Genomic DNA, 17,464 nt, shown 5'->3' on the forward strand with positions numbered 1-17,464 from the left:
GCGGGCGCTGGCGCTGCGCCCGGAGATCATCGTCGCCGACGAGCCGGTCTCCGCGCTCGACGTGTCCGTGCAGGCCCAGGTGATCAACCTGCTGGCCACGCTCCAGGCCGAGTTCGGGCTGTCGTACGTCTTCATCGCGCACGACCTGTCGATCGTGCGGCACATCTCCGACCGGGTCGGGGTGATGTACCTCGGGCGGATCGTGGAGATCGGCAGGGACGCGGAGATCTACGACCATCCGACGCACCCCTACACACAGGCCCTGCTGTCGGCCGTCCCCGTGCCCGACCCGGAAGCGCGGGAGCACCGGGAGCGGATCATCCTGAGCGGTGACGTGCCGTCCCCGACGGACATCCCCTCCGGCTGCCGCTTCCGCACACGCTGCTGGAAGGCCCGGGAGCGGTGCGCGCTGGAGGTGCCGCCGCTCGCGGTCCCCGAGGGGTTCCGCCTGACCTCGGGGCCTGCCGCACACGACTCGGCGTGCCACTTCGCGGAGGAGAAGCGGGTGGTGCCGCCCGAGGGGCCGCCGGCGTCCGGCGACGAGCCGCACGTGGAGCCCGCATAGACGGGCACATACGCACGAAGGTCGTTAACACGCAGGCAACTCGGCAGACGCCGTTCCGATATACGAACGCCGGAGAGTGAACAACGTACGGCCGTGCGGGTGCCGTCAACGGGCCGGGGTGCGCCATGTCACCCCGGCCCGTTCCTCTGCGCCCGAGCCGGCGCCGCGCTCACGGCCCCGGTGGCGTCTCGTCGCGACTTGCGGTCAACGGCTGCCGTGCTCTGTGGGCCCGAGTCCCAGTGCGCGCCGCAGGAAGTCCAGCTGGAGCAGCAGCAGGTTCTCGGCGACCGTCTCCTGCGGGGTCATGTGGGTCACCCCGGACAGCGGCAGCACCTCGTGCGCTCGGCCCGCGGCCAGGAGGGCGGAGGACAGGCGCAGGGAGTGGGCCACCACCACGTTGTCGTCCGCCAGGCCATGGATGATCATCATCGGGCGGGCCGGCTCCGCGGCGTCCACCAGGCCCGCGTCGTCGATCAGGGAGTTGCGGCGGTAGACCTCGGGCTGCCGCGCCGGGTGTCCCAGGTAGCGCTCCTGGTAGTGGGTGTCGTACAGCCGCAGGTCGGTGACCGGCGCGCCGACCACCGCCGCGTGGAACACGTCGGGGCGGCGCAGGGCCGCGAGTGCCGCCAGATAGCCGCCGAAGGACCAGCCGCGGATCGCGACCCGCGTCAGATCGAGCGGGAATTCGCCGGCGAGGGCGTGCAGTGCGTCGACCTGGTCCTCGAGCACGACCGCTGCCAGGTCGTCCCGCACCGCCTTCTCCCAGGCGGGGGAGCGGCCCGGAGTGCCCCGCCCGTCCGCGACGATCACCGCGAAGCCCTGGTCGGCAAACCACTGCGAGGTGAGGTGCGGGTTGTGCGCGGCCACGACACGCTGCCCGTGCGGGCCCCCATACGGGTCCAAGAGGACGGGAAGGGAGGTGTCACCGGAGTAGTCCGTAGGCATAAGCACGGCGCATGGGATTCGACGTGCGCCCCCTTGTGTGAGCGTCACGCGCGGGGACAAACCAGGATGTTCGGCATGTGACATCACGGTCGCCGCCCTCTTGCCGTCGTGCAGCACCTGCGCCTGGGAACCCGCATGGTCGAGCGTCGAGGAGACGAGCACGGTCACGCCGCCGGCCCGCACCGCGGTGTGCACCCCGGGCTCCTGCGACACGCGCTCCACGCCGAGTTCGTTGACCCGGTACACATGGACCTCGCCGATCTCCGGATCGGCTGCCGCCTCGCCCGCCGACGCGGCCACCAGTACGTCGTCGTCCGCCACGTCGAGCACGGCCCGCACATGCAACTGCGCTCCCGTGAGCGGACGTTCGCCCACTGTCAGTACCCGTGCGCCGCCCTCGTCGGCGATCCGCACCAGCTGCCCCGAGGGGCTCCAGCACGGGACGCCAGGGAAAAGTTCCAGCCAATGTGGATCTTCATCCGCGTGCACCATCCGGGTCGCCCCGGTATCCGGGTCCACCGCCAGGAACAGCTGGCTGCGCTGGTCGCGCGCCTGCACCAGAATCAGCGGTGCACCGGCCGCTGACCAGTGCACTCGCGCCAGATACGGGTAGCCGGCCCGGTTCCAGACGACTTCCGTGCGCGCCCCGTCGAGGTCCACGACGAACAGGCGCACGTCCGCGTTGTCGGTGCCCGCCGCCGGATAGGCGACCTGCTGCGGCTCCCGTTCCGGATGGGCCGGATCGGAGATCCACCACCGCCGCACCGGCGTGTCGTCCACGCGCGCCACGAGCAGCCGATCGGACCCGGGTGACCACCAGAAGCCCCGCGAACGCCCCATCTCCTCGGCCGCGATGAACTCGGCCAGTCCATAGGTGACAGACTCCGACTCCGCCTCGGCCAGCGCCCGGTCGCCCTCGCCCTCGGCGCCGACCACGCGCAGGGCGCCCCGGGCGACGTACGCGACATGCCGTCCGTCGGGGGACGGGCGTGGGTCGATCACCGGTCCGGGCACGGGCAGTTCACGTGCCGTGCCGACCGTAAGTTCCGCCGTGAAAAGCCGCCCTGACAAGGCGAAAGACGCCAACTCCACGGCGGTGTCGGCGGCGTAGTCGACGATGCCGGCACCGCCCTCGCGACTGCGTTCCCGACGGGCGCGCTCCTCGGGTGGCAACTGCTCGTCGGCGCCTCTGAGAAGCGCGCCGGGATCGGCTGCCGTGCGCTCCGTGCCGGTTGCGAGGTCGAGGACCCACAGCCGGTGCGTACGGTCCGTACCGGACGCGGACCGCAGGAACGCCACACGGGAACCGTCGGGCGCGATGGTGAATGCACGCGGGGCGCCGAGCGTGAACCGCTGGGTCCGCGCGTGCCGTCGGGGGAAGGAAGCAGGCTCGGTGGTCATGCCCCGACCATATTGGCCATGCGCCCCCTTGTGCGGCCGTGCGCCGATCGATGCGCACGTACGGATAGTTATGATCACTACCGCATAGTGGGTATGAACCCGCTGGCATCCAGGTGGATTTATCTGCGTGGATTTGTCCGCACGGATTTCACTGCCCCCACAGTCCGACTCCCGCGCCCTTGTGGATCTTTGGAGGTGAGCCGCCGTGGCACTCTCGATTTCGGCGGTGGTGCTGCTGGCGATCATCGTCTTCCTTCTGATCAAGAAGTCAGGGCTGAAGGCCGGGCATGCGATCGTGTGCATGCTGCTCGGGTTCTACCTCGCCTCCTCGACCGTCGCCCCGACGATCAGCGAGTTGACGACGAACATCGCGGGGATGATCGGGAGCATCAAGTTCTGACCCCTGACCTCGACCGGGGGACGTACGGCGCCGGCCGCCTCGTAGGGTGGATGCCATGACGGATCTGCCCGAGCGGCGTCTGCTCCTGGTGCACGCGCACCCGGACGACGAGTCGATCAACAACGGCGCGACCATGGCCAGGTACGCGGCCGACGGTGCCCGGGTGACGCTGGTGACCTGCACGCTCGGTGAGGAGGGCGAGGTCATCCCGCCGGCGCTCGCGCGACTCGCGTCCGACCGGGACGACGCACTGGGCCCCCACCGCGCCGGCGAACTGGCCGCCGCCATGGTGGAGCTCGGTGTCACCGACCACCGCTTCCTCGGCGGTCCCGGCCGCTATCGCGACTCCGGGATGACGGGCGCCCCGCACAACCACCGGCCGGGCGCCTTCTGGGCCGCCGATCCGGACGAGGCGGCCGGCCACCTGGTGGCGGTCGTCCGGGAGACGCGGCCCCAGGTCCTCGTCACCTACGACCCGAACGGCGGCTACGGCCACCCGGACCACATCCAGGCCCACCGTGTCGCCATGCGCGCCGCCGAGCTGGCCGCCGACCCCGGCTTCCGGCCGGACCTCGGTGCCTCCTGGGACATTGCCAGGATCTACTGGAACCGCGTGCCCCGTCCGGTCGCGGAGGCCGCCTTCGCCCGGCTCGGGGAGGCGCTCGACAAGACACCCTTCGCCGAGGCGGCGAGCGTCGAGGACGTCCCCGGTGTGGTCGACGACGCGGTGATCACCACGGAGATCGACGGCACCGCCTTCGCCGCGGCGAAGGCCGCGGCGATGCGGGCGCACGCCACCCAGATCGAGGTCGCCGAGCCGTGGTTCGCGCTCTCCAACGGGCTTGCGCAGCCCCTGTTCACCACCGAGTACTACGAGTTGGCGCGCGGCGGGCGTGGCACGGTGCTCCCGTCGGCCGGGAGCCGGGGGAGTGCCGAGGCCCGCGAGACGGACCTGTTCCAGGGAGTGACCGCATGATGTCCAAGGTCAATCAGCCGAGTGCGCTCGCACAGCCGCTGAGGCCGCCGCCGGCCGGACGGATCGCCGCCTGTGTGGGGCTGTTCCTGCTCGGCGCGGTGGCCGGGGCGGCGGGCGCGCTCGTGCAGTCCGGCTGGTTCCCGGGTGGGCTGCTGCTCGCGCTCGTGGGCGCGGCCGGAGTCTTCGTCGGCGGCGCGAAGGCCACCGGGACCCGAGCCGGGGCCGTCGCGCCGGCCGCGGGCTGGGTGGTCGCGGTCATCCTGCTCACTGCCAGCCGCCCCGAAGGCGACTTCCTGTTCAGTGCGGGTGTCGGATCGTATCTCTTCCTGCTCGGCGGAATGGCCGTCGCTGTGATCTGCGCCACCCTGGTCAAGGGGCGGCAACCGGGCCGCCCGGGCGCCCGACTTGGCAATTGACGTACCACTTCGTCGTCCGGGGCGCGGGATGTCCTCCGGGAAAACGAGGGGCGCGCGTGGGGGTCCCGTGCGGGTTTCCCCAGCGGGCGCGGTCTGCGGGCGACGCGCGGCCAGTATGGTGGTGCGCGCCGCTGCGCCTCCCCCGAGCCCTCGGCTTCGCCCGGGCAGGGGGATCCCACCTGTTGAGGTCGAAACAGGCGGTGGAGCCAACCGGGAGAACCTGCCTTGAGTCGTGAAACTGACAGTTCGTCCGCCGGACCCAACGGGCGTGGCGGAGCCGCGTACCCGTCCGGGACGCCGCCGTACGGGACCCCCATGGCTTCCGAGGACGGTGTCGCCCCTGGCCGTCCGGCCACGCAGCCGGAAGAACGCAAGACCGAGACCACACTGACGACCCGGGTCCGGATCAACATCCCCGGGTCGCGGCCCATCCCCCCGGTCGTCGTGCGCACGCCCGTCGCGGGCGCCGACACCGCGGACGAGCCGAGCGCCGACACCGGGACGACGAGCACCCCCGGCACGCCCGGCAACGACACCCCCGCGGAGCCCCCGGCACCGGCCGGGGAGAAGGCCAGCGACTGGTTCGCGCCCCGCAAGCCCGCGGCGGCCAAGGGCCCCCAGGGCGGCGCGTCGACCAATGGCGCCGGGACGCCCGGGGGCGGGGGTATACAGAGCCCGAACGGGGCCCCGCCTGCGCCGGGCGCCCCCGGCGCACGGCCCGGGGGGAGCACGAGCGGCGCGAGCCTGCTCGGCGCACGCCCCGGGGGCACGAACGGCAAGGGGCTTCCCGGTGCCACCGGCGCGGGACCCGTCGCGCCGGGGCACGGCGGCGGCACCGGCTCCTTCGACGTCTCCGACGCGGTGGCCGCCACCACCGCCTCGATGCCGGTCATCGGCCCCGACGGCGGCGCCGAACCCGGCCGGGACGGCCTGCCGTACTTCTCCGAGGGCGGCTCGCAACGTCCGTCCGGACCCACCGGAGGCCCGGTCACGGGCGACGGACCGGTCATTGCGCCCAAGGGCCCCACGTCGGGCGTCCCCGGCGGGCCGGGGACGATGACGCCCGGCAACCCGGGCGTGCCCGGGGTGGGCCCGGGTGGGCCCTTCGGATCCGGTGCGCCGGGTGCGCACGGTGCCGGCGCGGGCCTGGGAGGCCCGGGCGGCCTCAGTGACGACACCGCGATCCTCACCCCGCAAAGGCCCGCCCCCGACCCGGGCGGCCAGGGCTTCGGCGGCTCGGGCGACCACATCTCCGGGCACACCGTCACGAGCGGCATTCCGGTCGTGACGCCAGGCGCCCAGAACGGACCCTTCGCGGGCACCCAGCCCGAGACACCGGCGCCGCACACGCCCCCGAAACTGCCCGACCCGCCCAAGGCGCAGAGCTCCGCCGGCGCCAAGCCGGCCGGGAAGAAGGGGCGCAGCAAGGCGGTGCTCCTGGTCGCGGCACTGGTGGTCGTCGCCGGCGTGGCCTACGGCGCCGGGCTGCTGATGAACCACTCCGACGTGCCGAAGGGCACCACCGTGCTCGGCGTCGACATCGGCGGCGGCACCCGTGACGAGGCGAGCCAGAAGCTCGACGCCGCGCTGGGCAGCCGTACGGCCAAGCCGCTGCAGTTGTCGGTCGACGGCAGGACGGTCTCCCTCAAGCCGGACCAGGCGGGCCTCCAGCTCGACAGCACGGCAACCGTCGCCGCCGCCGCGCAGAGCGACTACAACCCGGTGTCGGTGATCGGCTCCCTCTTCGGGCAGGAGCGCGTGATCGATCCGGTGATGCCGGTCGACGAGGAGAAGCTGCAGGCGGCTCTGAGCGGCATTGCGGGCGGCGCCGGTTCGATGACCGAGGGCACGATCAAGTTCGAGTCCGGCAAGGCCGTCGCCGTGTACGGCAAGGAGGGCAAGGGCATCGACGTCGGCGCCTCGACCGCGGCCGTCGAGCAGGCGTACCGCACCCAGGTGGAGACCGACACCGCCGCGCCCGTGAAGGTGTCCACGACCATCCGCAAGCCGACGGTCTCGAACGCCGAGGTCGACCGGATGATGAAGGCGTTCGCGGAGCCCGCGATGTCCGGCATCGTGACGGTGCGCACGGATGCGGCGCACTCGATCCGGATGAGTCCCCAGAAATCGCTGTGGAAGTTCCTCAGGGTGACGGCCGTCAACGGCAAGCTGGTCGAGAAGCCCGACCTGGCCGCCCTGAAGGGGCTCTACGGTCAGACGTTCGACGGTGTGCTCATCACACGGGCCAACGGCAGCAAGACGCCCGTGACACCCCAGGACGTTTATCTCGCCCTGCGTCAGGTGCTGATCAGCAAGACCGACCGGGTCGGGGTCATCGAGACGAACCCGAACTAGTCCGATCGCCGAGGGGGGTCGTCCGCCGGACGCCCCCCTTCATCGTGTCCGGCATGACATCTGTCATGCGGGAGTGACGACACCCGGCACTGCCCCGCGGCGTCCCCGCGCCGCCACGATGGGGCCATGACGACGACACGTACGACCACCGGACCGGTGGTCGGGTTCGACCGGGTGACCAAGGCCTACGGGGACGTCCGGGCCGTCGACGGGCTCTCACTCGAGCTGCACCCGGGCGAGACGGTGGCCCTGCTCGGGCCCAACGGCGCGGGCAAGTCGACCGCTCTCGACCTGCTCCTCGGCCTCAAGCACGCGGACAGCGGCGTGGTCGAGGTGTTCGGGAGCAGCCCGCGCGAAGGCATCGCGGCGGGACGCGTGGGCGCCATGCTGCAGAGCGGCGGCCTGATGGACGAGGTGACGGTCGCCGAACTGGTCAGGCTCGCCTGCGATCTGCACCCGAAGCCGTACAAGGCCACCGACGTGCTGGCCCGCGCGGGCATCCCGCAGATCGCCGACCGCAAGGTGAACAAGCTCTCCGGCGGGCAGGCCCAGCGCGTGCGCTTCGCCCTCGCCACCGCCGGCGACAGCGATCTGATCGTCCTCGACGAGCCGACCACCGGCATGGACGTCGCAGCCCGCCAGGCATTCTGGGCCACCATGCGCGAGCAGGCGGACCAGGGGCGCACGGTGCTGTTCGCCACGCACTACCTCGAAGAGGCCGATGCGATCGCGGACCGGGTCCTCGTCCTCCACCGCGGGCGGCTCCTCGCGGACGGCACCGCCGCCGAGATCAAGGCGAAGGCGGGTGCCCGCCGGGTCTCCTTCGATCTTGAGGGCACGATCGACGAGGCCCCGCTGCGCGCGCTGCCCTTCCTGACCTCGATAGACGTCTCCGGGCAGACGGTCCGCATCCAGTCCACCGACGCCGACGCCACCGTCCACGCGCTGTACGGCCTCGGTGTCTACCCCCGCAACCTCGAAGTCACCGGGCTCGGGCTCGAGCAGGCCTTCGTCGCCATCACAGAGGCCGAGGAGGCCAGGCAGTCATGAACAGCCTCATCAAGCTGGAGCTCGCTCGCGCACTGCGCAACCGCAAGTTCCTGTTCTTCTCGGTGATCTACCCCTCGGTCCTGTTCCTGCTCATCTCGAGCACCTCCGGCGACGCGACCACCAAGGTCACCGGGAGCGCCCTGACCCTCCCGACGTACATGATGGTCTCCATGGCGTCCTTCGGTGCCCTGACCGCCGTGCTGATGGGCAACAGCGAGCGCATCGCCAAGGAGCGCGAGAACGGCTGGGTGCGGCAGCTGCGGCTGACCACCCTGCCCGGGCGCGGCTACGTCTTCGCGAAGACCGCCAGTGCGGCCGTGGTCAGTCTGCCGTCCATCGTGGTCGTCTTCGTGGTCGCGGCGGCCCTGACGGACGTCCGCCTGGACGCCTGGCAGTGGCTCGCCCTCACCGGTGCCATCTGGGCCGGCAGCCTGGTCTTCGCCGCGCTCGGCGTCGCCATCGGCTACCTCGCCAGCGGTGACGCCGTCCGCCCGATCACCATGATCACCTACTTCGGCCTGTCGATCCTCGGCGGCCTGTGGTGGCCGTCGGCGGCCTTCCCGGGCTGGCTGCAGGACATCGCGAAATGGCTGCCCACCCACGCGTACGCTGCCCTCGGACAGGCCATCGAACAGAGTCAGGCCCCGCACGCCCAGGACATCGCCGTCCTCGTCGCGTTCTTCGCCCTGTTCGCGGGAGGGGCGGCCTGGCTGTACCGGAAGGACACGCTGAAGGCGTGAGCACGATGACGCAGGACCGGCGGACCGACGAAGCTCGGGCGGAGCGTCTGATGCGCCTGGGGCAGTCGCCCCGCAACCGTCCCGAACTGCTGCGCAAGTCGCTGTGGATCGGCGTCTGGCTGGTCTTCCTCAGCTCGCCGGTCCACGACCTCGCCTCCGGGACCCACACCACCGTGGGCACCGTGGCCGGCTGGCTGGGCCTCGCGGCCTTCGTCGGGGTCTATCTGAGGCTGGTCTTCCGGAACATGGGCCGTCCGAGCTCCCGCCCGTTCGCCGGTGTTCTCATCGTCGGGCTCGCTGTGCTCGCCGCCCTGCTGTCCCTCTCGCTCGGCCCGGCCTGGCTCGGTCTCTTCGTCTACGTCTCCGTCGCGTGCGGGGCGACCCTGCCGCTGAGGACGGCCTGCTGGTCGATCTTCGCCACCGCCGCCGCGATGTTCCTCGTCGCACTGCACCTCGGCGAGGACGACCTGTGGAACCTGGTCGTCCTGGTGCTGCTCATCGGGTACGCGATGACAGGCATCGGCCAACTGGTGCGTACGACGATCGAGTTGCGCAAGGCCCGCGCCACCGTCGCCCAGCTCGCCGCCAACGAGGAGCGACTGCGGCTGGCCCGCGATCTGCACGATCTGCTCGGCCACTCGCTCTCCCTGATCACGCTGAAGAGCGAGCTCGCCGGGCGCATGCTCCCGGACCGGCCGGACAAGGCGGCCCAGCAGGTCGCCGACATCGAACAGGTCAGCCGCCAGGCCCTGGTCGACGTGCGCGAGGCGGTCACCGGCTACCGGCCGCCGAGCTCGCGGGCGCCCGGGTCGCGCTGACGGCGGCCGGCGTGACCGCGCAGGTGCCCGCGGAGCCCGATCTCGCACGGGTCCCGGAGGAGAACCGTTCCGTCCTCGCCTGGGCGCTGCGCGAGGCGGTCACCAACGTCGTACGGCACAGCGGCGCGGCCCGTTGCACGGTGGAGGTGCTCCGGCGGCAGACCCTGGACGGCCCGATGCTGGAGCTCTCCGTGGAGGACAACGGCTCGGGCGGCTCGGGCGGGGGTCACGGAAACGGGCTGACAGGCCTGACCGAACGGCTGGAGAAGGTCGGCGGGACGCTGGAGGCGGGCCGCGTCAAGCACGGATTCCGGCTGGTCGCCCGTGTGCCGGCGAGCGCCGAAGCGGACGTAGGATCCGGGGCATGAGCCGCACGATCAAGGTCCTGCTCGCCGAGGACCAGTCGATGGTCCGGGAGGCGCTGGCCGCCCTGCTGGGTCTGGAGGAGGACATCGAGGTCGTCGCCCAGGTGGCCCGCGGTGACGAGGTGCTGGCGGCGGCGCGCGCCCACGAGGTCGATGTGGCACTGCTCGACATCGAGATGCCGGGTGCCACCGGGATCGAGGCGGCGGCCGAACTCCACCGGGAGTACCCAGCGCTCAAGGTGGTCGTCCTCACCACGTTCGGGCGGCCCGGCTATCTGCGCTCCGCGATGGAGGCGGGCGCCGACGCCTTCCTGGTCAAGGACGCGCCCGCGGCCCAACTGGCCGAGGCGGTGCGCAAGGTGCTCGCCGGGGAGCGCGTCATCGACCCCACGCTGGCGGCGGCCGCCCTGGCCGACGGCGCCAATCCGCTGACCGACCGCGAGCGCGGGGTGCTGCGCGCGGCGGCGGGCGGCGCCACCAACGCGGAACTGGCCGCGGCCCTGCACCTGTCCCAGGGCACGGTCCGCAACTATCTCTCCACGGCGATCCAGAAACTCGCGGTGCGCAACAGGGCGGAGGCGGTCCGGATCGCCCGCGAGAAGGGGTGGCTGTAGCACTCCCGCGAGGGATTGCGCCGCGTGAGCACGCCCGGCCTTCCGCCTGCGCACACGCGTCACGGGGGCAGCACCACGCTGCCGGGGCGCGCCCTCAGTTGAGCATCGCCCGGGCCGCCCGTGCCTGCCCGCGCATCTGATCGGCGGCCGCTTCGTCGACGGCGGACAGCACCTCGGCGTACGCGTCGAGCTCCGCGGCCCCCCGCAGGAAATCCCCGCGCTGCACGAGAAGCTGAGCGCGCTCGTACCGCAGCCGCGCCGGATGCGACGGCAGCAGCAACGACAACTCGACCGCCCACAGGGCGACATCCGACCGCTCGGGCCGGGCGGCGGCCCACGCGCGCACGTTGTTGAGGATCCGCAGCACGACCTGCACCGGATCCGCGGGTGTGAGCATCGACGGGTCGAGCGGCGCTCCCGTGGCCCCGGCGACCAGCATCTGGGCGTCACCGCCGGAGAGCACGCGCCCCCCGTCGAAGGGGTCGGTCAGCACCTGGGCGTCCGTCGGCCCGAACCCGACGACGAAGTGCCCGGGCAGCGCCACCCCGTACACCGGTGCACCCGCCCGCCGCGCCACCTCGATCCACACCACCGACAGCAGGATCGGCAGCCCGCGGCGCCGCCGCAGCACCTCGTGCAGCAGCGACGACTGCAGACGCTCGTAGTCGGCGGGCGTGCCGTGGAACCCGTGCCGCCCGCCGAGCAGATCGGCCAGCGCGACGGCCCAGGACCGGGGCTCGCCGGGTGCGAACGGCAGCTGCCCGGCCAGCCGGTCCAGCTCGATCTGTGCGGCGTCCATCCCGGGCTCGTCCAGCGTTCCGTCCGCCGCCGCGCCCACGAGCAGACAGAGGGCCGCGAGATCGGGGCGCGCGGAGCGGGCCTCGTCCGCGAAGCGGCGCCGCACCTCGGCGGCCCGTTCCGGCTCCGGGGGATAGGGGGCGTGCATGGCGGTCCCGAAACCTCTCACATCACCGGGCAGGGACCCGCGACCACGCGGCCGTCGCTGTCCGGTCCGCGGGAGCACTCCGGCTCCCGGTAGTGGTGATACGTATGATGCGCCTCGAAGCCGAGTCCCGCGTACAGCGCCCGCCCGCCCACGTTGCCGGTCTCCACCTGGAGCCAGGCCGCCGAGGCACCCTCCTGGAGGGCCTGCCGGGCCAGCGCGGCCACCACGGCCGTGGCCAGGCCCCGTCGGCGCTGCTCCGGGTCGACCTCCACCGCCGCGAAACCGGCCCACCGTCCGTCCACCACGCACCGACCGATCGCCGCCGGCGGGGCGCCCTCCGCCCCTGGTACCGCCGCGAACCACACCGATGGCCCGCTGCCCAGCACCGTCAGAGCCACCTCGTTCAGCCCCTTGCGCTGATACCGGGCGAGCCACAGCGCGTCGGCGGTGCGCGACAGCACGACCCCGGGCGCCGCGCGGTCCGCCACGGGTGCCAGTGAGCCCGTCCACAGCTCCGCGGTCACCTCGCGTGTCCACCCGCGGGCCTCCAGCTCCGCGCACAGCTGCTCCTGGGTGCCCTCCGCCCCGGTGGCGAGCTGCAGGCGGGCGGGCAGTCCGCGCGCCGCGTACCAGCGCCGCACGGCCGCCAGTGCCTCGTCCAGCGGCATCCCGGGGTCGCCGAGCGGCAGCACCGAATTGGCCCGGCGCGTGAATCCGGAGGCGGCGCGCAGCTCCCACCCGCCGATCCGCTCCCGCTCCACCGGCTGCCAGGCCCGGGCGGAGACCCGCGCCAGCTCCTCGTAGAAGGCCACGGGCCCACGTCGGCGCGCCGGGGCTGTCGCCGCGTCGCGCGAAGCGTCTCCGCGCGGGCCGGCGGGCGGGCGCCGGGCGGGCACGACCTTGCCCGCGACCAGGGAGGATTCGGCGATCCGGACGCTCTGTCCGTCCCGTCGCGTGATCATGAGCACACCGTCGTCCCATGATGTGAGAACACCGACCGTATCGGTGAACCTCTCACCCTCGGCGGCATGTTCGCTCCACCGCCGTACGGAGACGCGTTTTCCCACGTCAGCAGTGGTGATACGGACCTCGAGTCGTCCGCCCGCAGAGATTTCCACAGGTCAGTTCACCCCTCCTGTTCGGATCATGCCCAGGAACGGAGATACTAGGTGCGGGCATCGACGACGCCGCGCTCCCGCGCGCCAGGCGGCGGAGCCTGAGGAGGCTCGCCAGCGCCCTACCGAGGAGGAACGACAGCGTGACCTACGTCATCGCAGAGCCTTGTGTCGACGTCAAGGACAAGGCGTGCATCGAGGAGTGCCCGGTCGACTGCATCTACGAGGGCCAGCGGTCCTTGTACATCCACCCGGACGAATGCGTCGACTGTGGAGCCTGCGAGCCGGTCTGCCCGGTCGAGGCCATCTTCTACGAGGATGACACTCCCGAGGAGTGGAAGGACTACTACAAGGCGAACGTCGAGTTCTTCGACGAGCTCGGCTCGCCCGGTGGCGCCAGCAAGCTGGGGCTGATCGAGCGCGACCACCCCTTCATCGCGGCGCTGCCCCCGATGAACCAGTAAGCGACGGGCGCGCCGGTGCCGAGCGTCGCGTGCACACAGGCCCGATGGGCTGAGCACGGTCAGGCTCTCGACACCGGCCGGCGCGCCCCACAAGCCAGATGAGCCGACGCCGCCTCGGTTCCGTACGGTGCCTGCCCGCGCCGCACGGGACCGAGGCGTTCGGCGCTCGTACGCTCGAAAAGGGCGCCCGTCGTAGCAGAAAGTGAGCCCGATCCCCGTGTCAGCAGTATCCGACCGGCTTCCGACCTTCCCCTGGGACAAGCTGGAGCCCTACAAGAAGACGGCCGCCGCGCACCCGGGCGGGATCGTCGACCTGTCCGTCGGCACCCCGGTCGATCCGGTCCCCGAGCTGATCCAGAAGGCGCTCGTGGCGGCGGCGGACTCCCCGGGCTACCCGACCGTCTGGGGCACACCCGAGCTGCGCGACGCGATCACGGGCTGGGTGGAGCGCCGCCTGGGCGCCCGGGACGTCACCCACCGTCACGTGCTGCCCGTCGTCGGCTCCAAGGAGCTCGTCGCCTGGCTCCCGACCCAGCTGGGCCTCGGCCCCGGCGACACGGTCGCCTACCCGCGCCTTGCCTACCCGACGTACGAGGTCGGAGCGCGCCTGGCCCGTGCGGACCACGTGGTCTACGACGACCCGACCGAGCTGGACCCCAGGAAACTGAAGCTGCTGTGGCTCAACTCCCCGTCGAACCCGACGGGCAGGGTCCTGGCCAAGGAGGAACTGGCCCGGATCGTGGCCTGGGCGCGGGAGCACGGCGCCCTGGTCGTCTCCGACGAGTGCTACCTGGAACTGGGCTGGGAGGCCGACCCGGTCTCCGTCCTGCACCCGGACGTGTGCGGCGGCTCGTACGACGGCGTCGTCGCGGTCCACTCCTTGTCCAAGCGGTCGAACCTGGCGGGCTACCGGGCGGCGTTCCTCGCGGGCGATCCGGCGGTCCTCGGGCCTCTGCTGGAGATCCGCAAGCACGGCGGCATGATGACGTCGGCACCGACGCAGGCGGCCGTGGTCGCCGCGCTGGGCGACGACGCGCACGTGCGTGAGCAGCGCGAGCGCTACGCCGCCCGCCGGACGATGGTGCGCAAGGCACTGCTGAAGCACGGCTTCCGGATCGAGCACAGCGAGGCGAGCCTGTATCTGTGGGCGACCCGGGACGAGTCGTGCTGGCAGACGGTCTCGCACCTCGCCGACCTGGGCATCCTGGTCGCGCCCGGTGACTTCTACGGCGCCGCGGGCGAGAAGTTCGTACGGGTGGCCCTGACGGCCACGGACGAACGCGTCGCGGCGGCAGTGGAGCGGCTGTAGGCCCACAGGACGGAGGGGTCCAGGGCGGCGAGCCCCAGGACCCCTCCGGCGTAGGGCTGCGCTCCGCTCAGCCGCCCAGCGGCAGGCCCTGCACCGGCAGCTGTCCGGGCAGTCCGGGCAGTCCGGTCTGCGCGGTCCCGCCGAGCAGACCGCCCGCCTGCCCCGCCGCGTCCGCGGCCACCTTCTGTGCGACCGGTGCGGCCGTCCTGACGACATTCCCACCGGTGCCGTTCGCCGTCGGCAGCACCTTCTTGACCGCCTGGCCACCGGCCTTGACCGCCTGGTTGCCGGCGTCGCCCGCGAGCCCGGTGACCTTCTGGGCCGCACCGTCGACCTGCTGGGCCGCGCCGTCGACGCCGGTGCCCAGCTGTGCGTTGTCCAGGGCGGTCAACCCGGCGAGCTCCGGGTTGGCCGGCAGATCGGTCGTTGCCGCGCCGGCGGAGCCGGCCGCACCGACCACGGGCGCCGCTCCCGCTGCGATGAGCAGCGCGGCACGGGCGATCCGGCGGGTCAGGGGGAGGGACATGATGCTCCTTTGACGGGAGAGAACGGTGAAGTGTCCGTCACCACCCAGAAGTTGATCGTCCCGGGCTCGGACGCAGTGACTACCGCTCGAAGCCCGCGAAGGTTGCGGTGCCTCAATGTAAAGAGTTGGTAATGCGTCGCATTATCGGGTGGGGATGAAATCGGGCAAACGGCGTTCGTCGGGAAAGGCCGCCGAATCCTTGCAGCCCTTTGTTCCCAAGGGGTCCAGTGGATACGGCGGCGGCCGCACAAAAACGGCGCGCCCCGTCGACAAGGCGCGCCGCGCAGTACCCGGAAGGGTGAGGGACCGTACTGCTGCCCGGCTATTCGCCGGTGACGATACGGACTTCGGTGGCCGACGCCTTCGCGTCGGAGGCACCGGTCGTACGCCACTCGTCCGCGAAGCCTCCGAGCGACCACTCACGGCCCGCGTAGGAGACGCGCGCGATGTGCAGTGCCGAGGAGTTGGCCACCGCCCAGTGTGCCAGCTCCCAGCCGCGCTCACGGACGGTGCCCGAGGCGCTGGACTTCTGCGGCACCGGAACCGTCACGGCGTCGGCGGCCGGGGTGAGTGCGGCCATGGGGGAGGACGTCGACCGTCCCTTGCCCACCTCCGCGCCGGCCGTCTGCAGCACGTCACGCCCGAAGTCCCGCACGAGCGCGGCCCGTACCGCGTCGGGACCGCCGGCCGCCGTGGGCGCGGGGCGTCCCTGGCAGGTCAGCGTGGCGGCCGCATGGCCGGTCAGCGCGGCGGCGAGCAGCTCGGCGTCGGGCTCGTGCTTCGCGTACGCCTCCGGAAAGCCGCTGCGCTGCACGCGCTGCGCGGCGACGGTCAGTGGCAGTTGCGCGTAGCCGGGGACCTTGGCCAGGTGTTCGTAGAACACGCCCGCCGCGTACGTGGGGTCCATGATCTGCTTGCTGGTGCCCCAGCCCTGCGACGGGCGCTGCTGGAACAGGCCGAGCGAGTCCCGGTCGCCGTGCTCGATGTTGCGCAGTCCCGACTCCTGGAGCGCGGTTGCGAGCGCGATGGTCACGGCGCGCTCCGACATGCCGCGCGTGGTGCCTACGGCGGAGATCGTCGCCGCGTTGGCCGCCTGCTCGGGGGTGAACTCGTACGCCGCCTCGTCGTCCTGGGCCGACACGACCTGGCATTTCGGCGCGGCCGAGCCGGTGAGGTACTGGACAGCGAGATAGCCCGCGACCGCGAGCAGGGCCACGACGGCCGCCCCGAAACGGAGGAGGCGGCCGCGGCGTCTGGGCATGGGGGACGGCTCCGGCATTCGTACAAGGTACTGGAGGTGACCCATGGGTTCGCCGGGGTTGTGGACAACTCGTGGTGCGGGCACGTGTGGTCGGGCGCGCTAGGGTCGATGTCATGGCCGATACCCCTCTTGACCTCACGCTGGACGCGGCGCGGCTGACCGCGCAACTCGTCGACTTCCCTTCCGAGAGCGGCAAGGAGAAGTCCCTCGCGGACGCGATCGAGGCCGCCCTGCGTGACCTGCCCCATCTGGCGGTCGATCGGTACGGCAACAACGTCGTCGCCCGGACCCGTCTGGGACGGCAGGAGCGCGTCATCCTGGCGGGTCACATCGACACGGTCCCCATCGCCGGCAACGTGCCCTCCCGTCTCGACGAGGACGGTGCGCTGTGGGGCTGCGGCACCTGCGACATGAAGTCGGGCGTCGCGGTCCAGCTCCGTATCGCGGCGACGGTCCCCGAGCCCAACCGCGACCTCACGTTCGTCTTCTACGACAACGAAGAGGTCGAGGCGCACCTGAACGGTCTGGGGCATGTGGTGGACGCCCATCCCGACTGGCTGGAGGGCGACTTCGCCGTGTTGCTCGAGCCGTCCGACGGCCAGGTCGAGGGCGGCTGCCAGGGCACGCTGCGGGTCGAGCTGGGGACCAGGGGCGAGCGGGCCCACTCGGCGCGCAGCTGGATGGGCTCGAACGCGATCCACGCGGCGGCCCCCGTCCTGGCCCGCCTGGCCGCCTACGAACCGCGGTACCCCGTGATCGACGGCCTGGAGTACCGGGAGGGTCTGAACGCGGTCCGCATCTCGGGCGGGGTGGCCGGGAACGTGATCCCCGACGAGTGCGTGGTCACGGTCAACTTCCGTTACGCCCCGGACCGCACCGAGGAGGAGGCGATCGCGCACGTCCATGACGTGTTCGCGGACTGCGGGGTGGAGGAGTTCACGGTCGTCGACCACAGCGGCGGCGCCCTGCCCGGCCTCTCGCACCCGGCCGCGGCGGCGTTCATCGAAGCGGTCGGCGGCATTCCGCAGCCCAAGTACGGGTGGACGGATGTGTCCCGCTTCAGCGCGCTCGGCGTCCCGGCGGTCAACTACGGCCCCGGGAACCCGCATTTGGCACACAAGCGGGACGAGCGCGTCGAGACGGCGAAGATCCTCGCCGGGGAGGAGCGCCTGAGGGCCTGGCTGACCTCCTGATCTGC

At 72.0% G+C, this 17,464-nt stretch carries 16 protein-coding genes and 1 pseudogene; 12 read left to right on the plus strand and 5 right to left on the minus strand.

The features are described from left to right. The coding region (locus VXC91_RS19230) for an ABC transporter ATP-binding protein (protein WP_329508512.1) at positions 1 to 565 on the plus strand (565 nt) is incomplete at its 5' end. A gap of 204 nt (positions 566 to 769) precedes the next feature. Here VXC91_RS19230 and VXC91_RS19235 read toward each other — a convergent pair. After that, positions 770 to 2,911: a S9 family peptidase gene (locus tag VXC91_RS19235; RefSeq protein WP_329508513.1), complete on the minus strand. Its 2,142-nt coding sequence runs from the start codon at positions 2,909 to 2,911 to the stop codon at positions 770 to 772. 205 nt (positions 2,912 to 3,116) lie between these two features. On the opposite strand from VXC91_RS19235, the gene VXC91_RS19240 reads away from it, so the two are divergent. The 8 genes and pseudogenes from VXC91_RS19240 to VXC91_RS19275 all read left to right on the plus strand — a co-directional run bounded on the left by VXC91_RS19240 (position 3,117) and on the right by VXC91_RS19275 (position 10,645). Next, the gene (locus VXC91_RS19240) at positions 3,117 to 3,311 is read left to right on the plus strand and encodes a hypothetical protein (RefSeq protein ID WP_003992731.1); all 195 of its coding nucleotides are present in this window, start codon (positions 3,117 to 3,119) and stop codon (positions 3,309 to 3,311) included. 55 nt (positions 3,312 to 3,366) lie between these two features. Further along, positions 3,367 to 4,287, plus strand: a complete 921-nt coding sequence (gene mshB / locus VXC91_RS19245; protein ID WP_329508514.1) for an N-acetyl-1-D-myo-inositol-2-amino-2-deoxy-alpha-D-glucopyranoside deacetylase — start codon at positions 3,367 to 3,369, stop codon at positions 4,285 to 4,287. Next, entirely contained in the window at positions 4,284 to 4,703 is a 420-nt protein-coding gene (locus VXC91_RS19250) for a DUF6113 family protein (RefSeq protein ID WP_408057416.1), read from the plus strand. The genes mshB and VXC91_RS19250 overlap by 4 nt, the downstream gene beginning before the upstream one ends. A 225-nt stretch (positions 4,704 to 4,928) precedes the next feature. Next, positions 4,929 to 7,058, plus strand: a complete 2,130-nt coding sequence (locus VXC91_RS19255) for a hypothetical protein (RefSeq protein ID WP_329508515.1) — start codon at positions 4,929 to 4,931, stop codon at positions 7,056 to 7,058. Between the two features lie 126 nt (positions 7,059 to 7,184). Further along, positions 7,185 to 8,108: an ABC transporter ATP-binding protein gene (locus tag VXC91_RS19260; RefSeq protein WP_329508516.1), complete on the plus strand. Its 924-nt coding sequence runs from the start codon at positions 7,185 to 7,187 to the stop codon at positions 8,106 to 8,108. Beyond that, the gene (locus VXC91_RS19265; protein ID WP_329508517.1) at positions 8,105 to 8,848 is read left to right on the plus strand and encodes an ABC transporter permease; all 744 of its coding nucleotides are present in this window, start codon (positions 8,105 to 8,107) and stop codon (positions 8,846 to 8,848) included. The genes VXC91_RS19260 and VXC91_RS19265 overlap by 4 nt, the downstream gene beginning before the upstream one ends. Positions 8,849 to 8,853: 5 nt before the next feature. Continuing rightward, positions 8,854 to 10,034, plus strand: a pseudogene (locus VXC91_RS19270) (sensor histidine kinase). Further along, complete coding sequence (locus tag VXC91_RS19275) at positions 10,031 to 10,645, plus strand: response regulator transcription factor (protein ID WP_329508518.1); 615 nt, start codon at positions 10,031 to 10,033, stop codon at positions 10,643 to 10,645. The pseudogene VXC91_RS19270 and the gene VXC91_RS19275 overlap by 4 nt, the downstream one beginning before the upstream one ends. A 94-nt stretch (positions 10,646 to 10,739) precedes the next feature. Here the strand turns inward: VXC91_RS19275 and VXC91_RS19280 are convergent, their stop codons facing one another. Next, positions 10,740 to 11,591, minus strand: coding sequence for a transglutaminase-like domain-containing protein (locus VXC91_RS19280; protein WP_329508519.1), 852 nt, complete (start codon positions 11,589 to 11,591; stop codon positions 10,740 to 10,742). A gap of 17 nt (positions 11,592 to 11,608) precedes the next feature. Further along, the gene (locus VXC91_RS19285) at positions 11,609 to 12,709 is read right to left on the minus strand and encodes a GNAT family N-acetyltransferase (protein ID WP_329508520.1); all 1,101 of its coding nucleotides are present in this window, start codon (positions 12,707 to 12,709) and stop codon (positions 11,609 to 11,611) included. A gap of 140 nt (positions 12,710 to 12,849) precedes the next feature. Here VXC91_RS19285 and fdxA point away from each other — a divergent pair, with 140 nt between their 5' ends. Together fdxA and VXC91_RS19295 are read left to right on the plus strand one after the other, a co-directional pair. Beyond that, entirely contained in the window at positions 12,850 to 13,170 is a 321-nt protein-coding gene (gene fdxA / locus VXC91_RS19290; protein ID WP_043443616.1) for a ferredoxin, read from the plus strand. Positions 13,171 to 13,387: 217 nt separating this feature from the next. Continuing rightward, on the plus strand, positions 13,388 to 14,479 hold the full coding sequence (locus VXC91_RS19295; RefSeq protein ID WP_329508521.1) for a bifunctional succinyldiaminopimelate transaminase/glutamate-prephenate aminotransferase: 1,092 nt from the start codon (positions 13,388 to 13,390) through the stop codon (positions 14,477 to 14,479). 67 nt (positions 14,480 to 14,546) lie between these two features. On the opposite strand, the gene VXC91_RS19300 is transcribed toward VXC91_RS19295, so the two are convergent. Continuing rightward, entirely contained in the window at positions 14,547 to 15,005 is a 459-nt protein-coding gene (locus tag VXC91_RS19300; RefSeq protein ID WP_329508522.1) for an ATP-binding protein, read from the minus strand. A gap of 322 nt (positions 15,006 to 15,327) precedes the next feature. Beyond that, complete coding sequence (locus tag VXC91_RS19305) at positions 15,328 to 16,284, minus strand: heavy metal transporter (protein WP_329508523.1); 957 nt, start codon at positions 16,282 to 16,284, stop codon at positions 15,328 to 15,330. A gap of 95 nt (positions 16,285 to 16,379) precedes the next feature. Between VXC91_RS19305 and dapE the strand changes: the two genes are divergently transcribed. Beyond that, positions 16,380 to 17,459: a succinyl-diaminopimelate desuccinylase gene (gene dapE, locus VXC91_RS19310; protein ID WP_329508524.1), complete on the plus strand. Its 1,080-nt coding sequence runs from the start codon at positions 16,380 to 16,382 to the stop codon at positions 17,457 to 17,459. Positions 17,460 to 17,464: the final 5 nt, after the last annotated feature.

Source organism: Streptomyces chiangmaiensis, from assembly GCF_036281785.1.
Classification (GTDB): Bacteria; Actinomycetota; Actinomycetes; order Streptomycetales; family Streptomycetaceae; genus Streptomyces; species Streptomyces chiangmaiensis.

Bases quoted from the DNA above. Each gene is read 5' to 3' on its own strand.
- VXC91_RS19235 (WP_329508513.1), bottom strand. From the start codon at position 2,911: ATGACCACCGAGCCTGCTTCCTTCCCCCGACGGCACGCGCGGACCCAG.
- mshB (WP_329508514.1), top strand. From the start codon at position 3,367: ATGACGGATCTGCCCGAGCGGCGTCTGCTCCTGGTGCACGCGCACCCG.
- VXC91_RS19250 (WP_408057416.1), top strand. From the start codon at position 4,284: ATGATGTCCAAGGTCAATCAGCCGAGTGCGCTCGCACAGCCGCTGAGG.
- VXC91_RS19260 (WP_329508516.1), top strand. From the start codon at position 7,185: ATGACGACGACACGTACGACCACCGGACCGGTGGTCGGGTTCGACCGG.
- VXC91_RS19265 (WP_329508517.1), top strand. From the start codon at position 8,105: ATGAACAGCCTCATCAAGCTGGAGCTCGCTCGCGCACTGCGCAACCGC.
- VXC91_RS19275 (WP_329508518.1), top strand. From the start codon at position 10,031: ATGAGCCGCACGATCAAGGTCCTGCTCGCCGAGGACCAGTCGATGGTC.
- VXC91_RS19280 (WP_329508519.1), bottom strand. From the start codon at position 11,591: ATGCACGCCCCCTATCCCCCGGAGCCGGAACGGGCCGCCGAGGTGCGG.
- VXC91_RS19300 (WP_329508522.1), bottom strand. From the start codon at position 15,005: ATGTCCCTCCCCCTGACCCGCCGGATCGCCCGTGCCGCGCTGCTCATC.
- VXC91_RS19305 (WP_329508523.1), bottom strand. From the start codon at position 16,284: ATGCCGGAGCCGTCCCCCATGCCCAGACGCCGCGGCCGCCTCCTCCGT.
- dapE (WP_329508524.1), top strand. From the start codon at position 16,380: ATGGCCGATACCCCTCTTGACCTCACGCTGGACGCGGCGCGGCTGACC.